Origin of the sequence: Bacteroides sp. D2 (genome assembly GCF_025147085.1) — a bacterium.
Lineage (GTDB): Bacteria > Bacteroidota > Bacteroidia > Bacteroidales > Bacteroidaceae > Bacteroides.
The window spans coordinates 1,953,369-1,964,886 of sequence record NZ_CP102261.1; the positions used below are offsets into that span (position 1 = coordinate 1,953,369).

At 45.5% G+C, this 11,518-nt stretch carries 7 protein-coding genes; all 7 read left to right on the forward strand.

All coding sequences use genetic code 11. The features are described from left to right. The first annotated feature begins 88 nt into the window (after positions 1-88). From NQ505_RS06595 to NQ505_RS06625, 7 genes are read left to right on the forward strand one after another with little or no spacing between them, the layout of a single operon-like run. Positions 89-1,690, forward strand: a complete 1,602-nt coding sequence (locus NQ505_RS06595; RefSeq protein WP_004302514.1) for a hypothetical protein — start codon at positions 89-91, stop codon at positions 1,688-1,690. 20 nt (positions 1,691-1,710) lie between these two features. After that, positions 1,711-3,591 carry an FAD-dependent oxidoreductase gene (locus NQ505_RS06600; RefSeq protein WP_008646516.1) on the forward strand — a complete coding sequence of 627 codons (1,881 nt, stop codon included), beginning with the start codon at positions 1,711-1,713 and terminating at the stop codon, positions 3,589-3,591. Continuing rightward, on the forward strand, positions 3,584-5,650 hold the full coding sequence (locus NQ505_RS06605; RefSeq protein WP_009001066.1) for an alpha-galactosidase: 2,067 nt from the start codon (positions 3,584-3,586) through the stop codon (positions 5,648-5,650). The genes NQ505_RS06600 and NQ505_RS06605 overlap by 8 nt, the downstream gene beginning before the upstream one ends. Positions 5,651-5,675: 25 nt before the next feature. Next, entirely contained in the window at positions 5,676-6,977 is a 1,302-nt protein-coding gene (locus NQ505_RS06610) for an acetylxylan esterase (RefSeq protein ID WP_009001065.1), read from the forward strand. A 28-nt stretch (positions 6,978-7,005) separates the two neighbouring features. Further along, positions 7,006-8,799 carry a glycoside hydrolase family 2 protein gene (locus tag NQ505_RS06615; protein WP_009001064.1) on the forward strand — a complete coding sequence of 598 codons (1,794 nt, stop codon included), beginning with the start codon at positions 7,006-7,008 and terminating at the stop codon, positions 8,797-8,799. An 8-nt stretch (positions 8,800-8,807) separates the two neighbouring features. Further along, positions 8,808-10,628, forward strand: coding sequence for a DUF4886 domain-containing protein (locus NQ505_RS06620; protein WP_009001063.1), 1,821 nt, complete (start codon positions 8,808-8,810; stop codon positions 10,626-10,628). Positions 10,629-10,655: 27 nt separating this feature from the next. Further along, complete coding sequence (locus tag NQ505_RS06625) at positions 10,656-11,510, forward strand: DUF4886 domain-containing protein (RefSeq protein ID WP_004311199.1); 855 nt, start codon at positions 10,656-10,658, stop codon at positions 11,508-11,510. Positions 11,511-11,518: the final 8 nt, after the last annotated feature.

The following is an 11,518-nucleotide window of genomic DNA, read 5'->3' on the forward strand; positions in this document are numbered from 1 at the left end:
ATCCAAAATGAAAGAATAAGAGGTGGAACTTTTATCACTTCACTTCTTATTCTACCTTTAAATGATAACAATAAACGAGATATATTTTATGAACAAAATAATAAAAAACAGCATCAAGACCTTGTCGATGTGTCTGCTGGCTACTACGCCTTTCATTGGCACTGCTTGTTCAGACGATGATGCCCCTATAACCGATTATAGTTGGAACATTGAAGGCAACACGACCGTCAATATCATGCCTGAACGCTACCAACTGCAGCGTAACCCTATGAGTGGATGGGTCATTTACGCGGGTATTGGAAGTGGTATGATGATGGATTTCTGGGATCTTTATGATAACTTCGAGTCGTCAGAAGGTACTGTGAAGGTATCTGACTATGGCAATACGCTCTACGTACGTGGTCTTTGGAGTAACTTTAATCCTGAAAAAGGCAAATATGTATGGGATGAAAGTGTACAGACCGAACCTGCCAAGCGTTTTCGTATGCTGGTGGAAGGAGCTAAAGAACGAAACTTGAAGCTCGCCTTTACCTTTGTGTGTGATAGTCGTGACAAACATGAAGATGCCTGTCCCGATTATGTAAAAGAGGCCGGTGCTGAAGGATTTACCACTACTACCGGTAGTGTAAACGTATGGACACCTTATCCGGACGATCCCATTTTCCAGAGGGAGTATGAAGAGTTTCTTACTGCTTTTGCAGCCAAATACAATGATCCTGATGTCACTCAATTTGTGAGTGGTTTTGGATTAGGCAAATGGGGCGAGACTCACACCCTGAAATACTCTACAGGTGATGAAGCTCCTAGACAAGCAGTATTTGAATGGATTACAGACGTAATGTCACGCCTTTTCACTAAAGTGCCTATCATGATTAATTATCATCGCTGTTTGCTTAGTGGCAAAGAGTTTAGTGATACCGATACCGATGTAGCTGCCGATATGGTGAAACGTGCCGTAGCTAAAGGCTTCTGTTTGCGTCACGATGCTTTCGGCATGAAGCAATATTATAAGGATTGGGAGCGTGGCATCAGTACTACCTATCATGGTATCGTACCTATTACTATGGAAGGTGGTTGGGTAGAATCATCACACGGTGGTTCTATTGCCGGCGATGGTTACAAGAATTTTGCCGAGGTGCGCCAGGGAGAATATGATGAAGCCAAGGGTGGTTATGTCAACATGATGGACCTCCGCTTTGATACCAACGTGAACAAAGGTGAAACTCATTCTTGGTTCAATACAGCTTTCCATTTGGTGAAGGAGTTTATTGCCGAAGGTGGTTACCGTCTCTATCCCGACCGTCTGTCTATTCCTACTATAGCTCGTAGTGGCAGTAGTGTATCACTTACTCACCGCTGGTCGAACTTGGGTTGGGGTTACTGTCCTACCAATTTGCCGCAGTATGGTGACAAATACAAACTTGCTATCGCTCTGCTCGATAAGAATACAGAGGAGCCCGTCCGCATCTATATAGAAGACAAAGCAAACATTGCCACTTGGATGAAGGGAGCTCCCAAGACTTACACTACTAATATCAAACTCACTGATGTAGCCGCAGGGAATTACATTTGGGCAGTAGGATTGGTAGATACTACCAAAGAGAATGCCATTGGTATCTTAATTTCAGCCCGCGATGAGTATCAAACCTCCAAAGGTTGGGTGAAAGTGGGTGATATAACTATTCAATAATTAAAAAACGCTGTGCTATGATGAAAAAAATCTTACTGACATGCATAGCCGTAGCCTGTAGCCTTGTGGCTGTAGCCGGAGAACTGCTCATCGAAGCAGAAAGCTTCAGCCAGCGAGGCGGCTGGGTGCTCGACCAGCAGTTCATGGATCAAATGGGTTCACCCTATCTCATGGCACATGGCATGGGTATTCCTGTGGCCGATGCTACGGCAGAAATCAATATTCCCCAGGCGGGCACTTACTATGTATATGCCCGCACCTACAACTGGACTTCACCTTGGACCGATGCCGAAGGACCCGGAAAGTTTCGTCTGGCTTTAGGTGGTAAGTTACTGAAAACTACGTTGGGACACACCGGTAATTCCTGGCAATGGCAGTCCGCCGGTAAGGTCGTATTGAAGGCAGGTACTATTACCCTTGCTTTGAAAGACCTTACAGGTTTTAATGGTCGTTGTGATGCCATCTATCTCACGACTGATATGAATGCGCAACCCACTGCATGGGGCGAGGCAGAGACAGCTGCACTTCGTGCCCGCTTGCAACAACAACAAACGGTGCCCACCCATCAGTACGACTTTGTGGTAGTGGGAGGAGGCGTAGCCGGCATGTGTGCCGCTACGGCTGCTGCCCGGTTAGGTTGTAGGGTGGCATTAGTGAACGATCGTCCTGTACTGGGTGGTAATAACTCGTCGGAGATACGTGTACACCTGGGTGGTATTATCGAAAAGGGACCCAACGAGGGGTTAGGTCGTATGATACGCGAATTCGGTCATGAACGTTCCGGTAATGCCCAACCGGGTGACTATTATGAAGATCAGAAAAAGGAAGACTTTATAGCTGCCGAAAAGAATATCACCCTTTATGCTTCGCAACGTGCTGTGGCCGTAAAGATGCAGGGTGATCGCATAGCATCAGTCACTATTCAACACATTGAGACAGGTGAACAAACGGAACTTACCGCTCCTCTTTTTAGTGACTGCACTGGCGATGCTACCATAGGCTACTTAGCCGGTGCCGATTGGACTATGGGACGTGAAGGCCGCGATGAATATGGCGAAAGTCTCGCTCCCGAGCAGCCCGACTCGCTAGTGATGGGCGCATCGGTACAATGGTATAGCAAGGACATGAAGAAGAAGACCTCTTTCCCCCGCTTCGAATATGGTATGCGCTTTGGCGCTGATAATTGCGAGCCTGTAACTATGGGCGAATGGAAATGGGAAACAGGAATGAACCGTAATCAAATCACCGAGGCTGAACGCATACGCGACTATGGACTTTTGGTGGTATATTCCAATTGGAGCTATCTGAAGAATCACTATGCGGATCGTAAAAAGTATGCCAACCGTTCACTCGATTGGGTGGCGTATGTTTCCGGTAAACGTGAATCTCGCCGCCTTCTGGGCGACTATGTGTTAGCACAAGACGATATAGACAAAAATGTGGCGCACGAGGATGCTTCGTTTACTACCACTTGGAGTATCGACCTCCACTTCCCCGATAGCGTGAACAGTGTGCGTTTTCCTGATAATGAATTCAAGTCGGCAACGGTGCATCGTTGGATTCATCCTTACGCTGTCCCTTATCGTTGTCTTTATTCGCGCAATGTGGATAACCTTTTTATGGCAGGTCGTAATATGAGTTGCACACACGTAGCCTTGGGTACGGTGCGTGTGATGCGTACTACTGGTATGATGGGCGAAGTAGTAGGTATGGCAGCCGGACTCTGTCATAAGCATGGCGTAGAACCGCGTGATATCTATCATCATCATCTGCCCGAATTAAAGCAGCTTATGCAGGCAGGCTTGGGCAAACACAATGTACCCGATAACCAACGTTTCAACGAACCCAACAAGTTGTTGGAGGCTCCGGCTTACATCAAACCGCAGACAAACTATGAGTAAAAAAAGTATTATCACGATATTTCTCTCAACCATATTGGGATTGCCGCTTTGGGGAGGACAACACTATTATGCTTTCTTGAAAGGTGATACACTACGTATGGGCAATAACTACATGGAGCGTACCATGCTGTGGAATAATGGTACACCTGTCACCATTAGCCTCACCGATAAGCAATGTGGAAAAATAATTCCGGCTCAAGGCAAAGAGCCCGACTTCTCGATTGTGAAAGGCATCCCTACTGCTGCTACTTTCACTGTGAATGAGATTCCAACGAATGGTATACATGCCAGCTATCTGCAAGCCACTGTGGCTTGCACCATCGGTTCTCTAAGTATAGAACGTCGCTATCGCATTTATGCAGACTGTCCCGCCATTGCCTGCGATACCTATCTGAAAGGACAAATAGAACTTTACCAGAATAAAGATGACAATCGTTCTAATGCCGATCGTAAAAATATAGAGCACACAGCCGATATGACTACGGGGGTGAAAACTCCGACGATCGACAGATTGCAACTCTCCGGTAATCATTGGCGTGCCCGTACGGTAGAGTTCTTCGACTATACTGATTGGAACGACAATCTGGTGACAGAACGTACCTGGCTTCCTTACCGTCGCAATACCTATCGTGGTAATCTGCTTTTTGCTCACGATGTGGCTACCCGGCAAGGTTTCTTTTTCTTGAAAGAGGCTCCTTGCAGCAGTACTCAATTACATTATAATGGTTCCGACTTCGTGGCCGACTTTAGCGATTTTATGGTAGTGGGTCTGGGCATTGCATCTGATGATGTGAAACCGGATAGCTGGACTCGTGTTTATGGATGCGTTACCGGTGTCTATACCGGAGATGAACAAGAAGCACTAACAGCATTGCGCCTTTATCAAAAACAACTGCGCCACCACACCGCCGCACAGGATGAGATGATTATGCTCAATACCTGGGGCGACCGTAGTCAGGATGCTAAAATAGATGAGGCTTTCTGTCTGGCCGAGTTGGACCGTGCCGCACGTTTGGGTGTCACCCTCTTTCAACTGGACGATGGTTGGCAGAGCGGAAAAAGCCCCAACTCAAAGACAGCCGGAGGCAGTTTTAAAGATATCTGGAAAAATGCCGATTACTGGACGCCCAACCCCACGAAATTCCCTCATGGACTGAAACGTATTGTAGAGAAAGGAAAGAAATTGGGTATTCGTATCGGATTATGGTTCAATCCTAGTATACAGAATGATTTTGCCGATTGGCAAAAAGACGCGCAAGTCATTATCGGGCTTTACAAGGAGTATGGTATCTGCTGTTTCAAGATAGATGGCTTACAAATACCTACTAAAACAGCCGAACAGAATTTACGCCGGTTGTTTGATACCGTGTTAGCACAAACCAACCATGAGGTGATTTTCAACCTCGATGCCACTGCCGGTCGTCGCGGTGGATATCATTATATGAATGAGTATGGCAATATCTTTCTGGAAAACCGTTATACCGATTGGGGTAACTATTATCCTTATCGCACCTTGCGTAATCTTTGGATGCTGTCTCGCTATGTACCGGCCGAGAAGATGCAGATAGAATTCCTTAATAAATGGCGTAATGCCGATAAGTATAGCACTACCGATCCATTTGCTCCCGCTCGTTATAGTTTCGACTACCTCTTCGCCATCACCCTGGCGGCACAGCCATTGGCTTGGATGGAGGCTTCGAACCTGCCCGAAGAGGCTTATGCTACGGCAACTCTGCTCAAGGAATATCAACCCTTGCAACTTCAATTTCATCAAGGCATCATATTGCCCATTGGTGAAGAACCTTCGGGACGCTCGTGGACAGGATTTCAATCAATAGCCTCTGACACGCAAGGTTATCTCATTATTTACCGCGAAGACAATGACATAGCCAAAAGAATCATTGATACTTGGCTTCCGGAGGGCAAGAAGGTAACTTTTACTCCTTTGATGGGAAATGGCAAAAAGTTTGTTACTGAAGTTGGTGTACAGGGTAAAGTAAGTTTCGAGTTGAATGATAAGAACTCTTTCACTCTTTATCAATACCAGGTAAAACCATGAAAAGACTATAAACAATAATGGAATTATGATAAAAAGTTTGCGTTCTGTTTTTCTTGCTTTGTTTGTTGCCGTGCAATTCGTTGTGTACGGGCAACCGGCGGAAAGGCTGATTCAAGTACTGGTCACTCCCGACCACACCAATTGGTTGTATCAACCGGGAGAAAAAGTGAAATTCAAAGTAGCTGTACTGAAATGCAATATTCCACAGGATCATCTGGAAGTGCGTTATGAGATTTCGGAAGATATGATGAAACCTCATCAGACAGGTAAACAACCTTTGAAGAATGAAAAGCTCGAAATTAATGCAGGTACAATGAAAAAAGAGGGTTTTCTGCGTTGCCGTGCTTTTGTCAGTTATCAAGGGCGTGAATATGAAGGTGTAGCTACTGTCGGCTTTGATCCGGAGAAGCTACAACCGACTACTCCGTTGCCCGCCGATTTTCTTGAATTCTGGAAGAGCACCAAAGAAGCCGCTGAAAAGTGGGCGCTGGAACCTATAATGACTTTATTGCCGGAAAAGTGTACGGACAAAGTGAATGTATATCATGTTTCTTTTGCGAATAATGACTATGCATCCCGTATGTATGGCATCCTTTGTGTGCCGAAAGCTCCCGGAAAATATCCGGCCATCTTGAAAGTACCGGGTGCAGGTATCCGCGCATATAACGGGGAGCCCGAACGTGCCGGAAATGGTTTTATCATTTTGGAAATCGGTATTCACGGCATTCCGGTCAACCTGACGGGGGATGTATATCACCGACTTTATAACGGGGCCTTGAAGAATTACCATTCATTCAATACGGATGATCGGGATAAGTATTATTATAAACGGGTTTATACAGGCTGTATAAGAGCCATTGATTTCATTTACACACTTCCCGAATTTAATGGTAATCTGGCAACTTTCGGTGGAAGCCAGGGCGGAGCACTTTCCATAGTGATTGCCGGACTGGATAACCGTGTCAAAGGATTAGTTTCTTTCTATCCGGCTTTGTGTGATATTGCAGGCTATGCTCATGGTCGCGCAGGAGGTTGGCCGCACATGTTTAAGGATGAAAGGAACCGGACACCGGAGAAGATTAAAACCATCCAGTATTTTGATGTAGTCAACTTTGCCCGGCAGGTTAAAGTACCGGGATTCTATACTTTCGGTTATAATGATATGGTCTGTCCGCCTACCACCACTTATTCGGCTTACAACATGATTAATGCTCCGAAAGAGTTGTTCGTGGCCGAAACGACTGCCCATTATGCCTATGCAGAGCAGTGGAGTGCTGCCTGGAACTGGGTGATGAATTTCCTGAAGAATGAATCGAGAAACGAATAATGTATAAATACCACAAACTAATAGATAAATGAAAATAGGTAAGAAATTAAATCTATGTCTGTTGTTGCTGATCGCTTTTGCAGGAAGCGTTGCGGCACAGGAACTGATAACGAATGTCTACGGTCGTGACATTCATTCACTGAATGGTAAATGGAATGCCATTATCGACCTGTACGATCAGGGACAACGAATGAAAATCTATGAAAATCAGCAACCGAAAGGAAATACTGATTTCTACGAATATGCATTCGAAGGCGGCTTGCGTCTTAATGTCCCGGGAGACTGGAACTCGCAGTCGCCCGAACTGAAATATTATGAGGGTACTGTATGGTATGCGCGTCATTTTGATGCCAAACGTCTGGCAGACAAACGTCAGTTTCTTTATTTTGGTGCTGTCAGCTATCGTTGCAAAGTCTACCTGAACGGAAAAGAAATAGCAGAACATGAAGGTGGCTTCACCCCTTTCCAAGTAGAAGTGACGGACCTGTTGAAAGACGGCGATAACTTCCTGGCAATAGAAGTGAACAATCGTCGTACCAAGGACGCCATTCCTGCTATGGCGTTCGATTGGTGGAATTATGGCGGCATCACAAGAGATGTGTTGCTGGTGAAAACTCCCCGCACATTTATAGAAGATTACTTCATCCAACTGGATAAAAATGCTCCCGACCGGATCATTGCCCGTGTACGTCTTTCTGATAAAAAGGCAGGTGAAAAGGTGACAGTCGCCATCCCCGAACTTAAAATCAATGCGGAACTTACCACTGATGCGGAAGGAAAAGCGGAAACCGTATTGAATGCAAAGAAACTGCAACGCTGGTCGCCCGAAGAACCGAAACTCTATGGTGTGGCCATTTCTTCAAGTACCGACCGCGTGGAGGAACAAATAGGCTTCCGTAACATCACAGTGAAAGGAACGGATATTTACCTGAACGGGAAACCGACATTTATGTGTTGCATCTCTTTCCATGAGGAGATTCCGCAGCGCATGGGACGTGCTTTCTCGGAAGCCGATGCAGCTATGTTGCTGAATGAAGCTAAGGCGCTTGGTGTGAACATGATTCGTCTGGCACATTATCCGCAGAATGAATACACGGTACGCTTGGCAGAAAAGATGGGTTTCCTTCTCTGGCAGGAAATTCCTATTTGGCAAGGCATTGACTTTACAGACAAAGATACCCGTAAGAAAGCACAGAAGATGCTTTCTGAAATGATAAAGCGCGATCAGAATCGTTGTGCAGTAGGTTACTGGGGTGTTGCCAATGAAACACAGCCTTCCAAAGAACGGAATGATTTTTTGACTTCCCTGCTTGAAACAGGCAAACAACTGGATACTACCCGTCTGTATGTCGCCGCTTTTGACCTTGTGCGCTTTAACAGTGAGAAACAGCGTTTTGTAATGGAAGATTCCTTTACTTCCCAATTGGATGTCGTAGCAATCAATAAATATATGGGCTGGTATCATCCATGGCCTGTTGAACCGAAAGATGCAATCTGGGAAGTAGTGACGGACAAACCGTTGATTATTTCTGAATTTGGTGGTGAAGCACTGTACGGTCAGTCCGGCGATGAGAATGTAGTCAGCTCCTGGAGTGAAGAGTATCAGGCACGTCTGTATAGAGACAATATCCGTATGTTCGACAATATCCCTAACCTGCGTGGAGTATCTCCCTGGATTCTGTTCGACTTCCGTTCTCCGTTCCGTTTCCACCCCACTAATCAGGATGGCTGGAACCGCAAAGGGTTAATATCCGATCAGGGAATGCGCAAGAAGGCATGGTATCTGATGAGAGATTATTACATGAAAAAAAGAAATAACTAAAAGTACTTATGATAAAGCATTTCAGAATAAAGAATAATTTTCTGTTGAGCGGATTATTCTTTTTAGTAACGTTATTTTCTGTTGGCAGTTCGTTGGTTTCCTGCTCGGACTCGGAGAAGATTGTAACCCAGACAGAAGAAAAAATAGTATATGTAGATGGAAACTGGATGGTGGTTGCTTCTAAGGAAGTCACTGTCATGACTGGTGAATCTGTCACTCTGAACGTATCGGTTGGTGGTGAAGAAGAGCTGAAACCGGAATATACCTGTACTTCCAAAGATGCAAACATCGCTACAGTAGCTGTCAGCGAAGATAATAATAGCATTATTATTACGGGTGTTGCGGATGGTAGCACAGCGATTTCTATCGAATGTCCTACAAATACAAAACCGCTAGTTGCTACAATTCCGGTGACCGTAAAGCAAAATCCCATACGAATACTGGCAATTGGCAATAGTTTCTCGCAGGATGCCGTTGAGCAATATCTGTATGAACTGGCAGAAGCGGCAGGCTATGAGTTAATTATCGGAAATATGTATATTGGCGGCTGTGACCTGGATAAGCATTGGGCTAACTTCCAGTCGGATGCCGCTGCTTATGAATATCGTAAAATAGTAAAAGGCGAGAAAGTAGGTAAAACCGGTTATAAACTATCACAGGGATTGGCGGATGAAAACTGGGATTATATCAGTCTGCAACAGGCGAGCGGTAAATCCGGTAAATACGAAACATATACGGTATTGGCTGATTTGATTGCAGGAATAAAGGAACGTTGTCCGAAAGCTAAACTGCTGTGGCATCAGACTTGGGCATACGCTTCCAGTTCCACTCATGAAAGTTTCCCGGATTATGATAGCAACCAGATGACGATGTATTCTTCTATCGTAACGGCTGCACGACAGGCTATGACGAATCATACGGATTTGAGCCTGTTGATTCCTTCGGGGACAGCCATACAGAACGGCCGCACCTCATTCCTGGGTGATGCATTCAACCGTGACGGTTATCATCTGGAGGTTACTTACGGGCGATATACTGCTGCCTGCACCTGGTTTGAGATGATTACGGGACAAAACGTTGTTGGCAACCCGTATGCTCCCGAAACGATTGACCCGCAGGTAGTGAAGATTGCACAAAATGCTGCCCATTACGCTGTGCAGAAACCTGATGAAGTGACCGATTTGGTTGACTTCAAGCAACCGGAGATATCTGACACCGACTTGAAAGTCCCCATCTATATTGATTTCGGTCCGACTTCACTTTCTGCCACTCCGTGGAATAATATAACTTCTCATCAGGAAAGTTCAACCACCAGCTGGATAAAAGATGTGGAAAACAATTATACGAATATTGGTGTCAGAGTGCTTGACGGATTTACTGCGACTCATGCTGGAGTCGGTTCCGAACCGGCTAGCCCAGTGACGGTGGATGGCGTGGAATTTCCTCTGACTGCATGGAAAGACGGTTTGTTAGTGAAAGGAGAGAAAAACCAGGGTGATGTAGGTCCAGGAAGAATAGAAATCTCTCAACTGGATGTAGCCCGGAAATATAATTTCACTATTTTAGCCATCCGTTTCAATGGAAGCAAAGACGCCCGTATCTCTTCTTATAAATTGGTAGGTAAAATGGAGAGTGCGGTTAAAGAAGTGAAGACAGGTATCAAGGATGCTGCCTCGTTTGCTGCCGCAAACTTCGAGGAGTACATTGCCAAGTTTGAGAATGTAGAACCGGATTCGGAGGGAAAGGTCATTGTCGAGGTGAAAGGGCTTGATACCGGTAGTGCCGCGGAAGGACATATCAATGCACTATGCATTAGCCTGGCGAAATAAGGTTTGTTTTTTATCATATTGATTACAATGAAGCAATATAGAAATATAGTGATTTGTATGTGCATACTGCTCCTTCTTGCCGGAGGAGCATATGCCCAGCAAAAAACGGTCAGAATACTTGCCATTGGCAACAGCTTTTCCCAAGATGCCGTTGAGCAATATCTGCATGAACTTGCGGAAGCCGAAGGCATTTCAACCATAATCGGCAATATGTTTATTGGTGGCTGTTCTCTGGAACGCCATGTGAAGAATGCACGTGAAAATGCTCCTGCCTATGCCTACCGGAAAATCGGTACGGATGGAAAGAAACGGGAAAAAGGCAAGATGTCTTTGGAAATGGTGTTGGCGGATGAAGACTGGGATTATGTCAGCCTGCAACAGGCAAGTACTTTTTCCGGAATGTATGAGACGTATGAAGCCTCTCTTCCCGAGCTCATAGAGTATGTAAAAGCCCGTCTTCCCAAGAAAACAAAGTTGATGCTGCACCAGACTTGGGCCTATGCATCCACTTCCAATCACGGTGGATTTAAAAACTACAACCGCGATCAGCTGACGATGTATCACGCAATTGTAGATGCAGTGAAAAAAGCAGGTAAGGCATATAAGATTAAGATGATTATCCCTACGGGCACTGCCATACAGAATGCCCGTACCTCTTTCATTGGCGATCATATGAACCGGGACGGACATCATCTGGATGTGAAAGTCGGACGTTATACTGCTGCCTGCACTTGGTTCGAACGTATCTTCAAACGCAATGTAATCGGAAATCCTTATGCCCCGGAGAGCCTGGATGAGGCTCGAAAAGCTGTTGCCCAGAAAGCTGCTCATGCAGCAGTGAAGCATCCGTATAAGGTGACTGATTTATCTGAAAGACGATAAAAAGAAGC

Excerpts from the sequence above, each read along its gene's own strand:
- NQ505_RS06620 (WP_009001063.1), top strand. The coding sequence starts at position 8,808 with ATGATAAAGCATTTCAGAATAAAGAATAATTTTCTGTTGAGCGGATTA.
- NQ505_RS06595 (WP_004302514.1), top strand. The coding sequence starts at position 89 with ATGAACAAAATAATAAAAAACAGCATCAAGACCTTGTCGATGTGTCTG.
- NQ505_RS06625 (WP_004311199.1), top strand. The coding sequence starts at position 10,656 with ATGAAGCAATATAGAAATATAGTGATTTGTATGTGCATACTGCTCCTT.
- NQ505_RS06600 (WP_008646516.1), top strand. The coding sequence starts at position 1,711 with ATGAAAAAAATCTTACTGACATGCATAGCCGTAGCCTGTAGCCTTGTG.
- NQ505_RS06610 (WP_009001065.1), top strand. The coding sequence starts at position 5,676 with ATGATAAAAAGTTTGCGTTCTGTTTTTCTTGCTTTGTTTGTTGCCGTG.
- NQ505_RS06615 (WP_009001064.1), top strand. The coding sequence starts at position 7,006 with ATGAAAATAGGTAAGAAATTAAATCTATGTCTGTTGTTGCTGATCGCT.
- NQ505_RS06605 (WP_009001066.1), top strand. The coding sequence starts at position 3,584 with ATGAGTAAAAAAAGTATTATCACGATATTTCTCTCAACCATATTGGGA.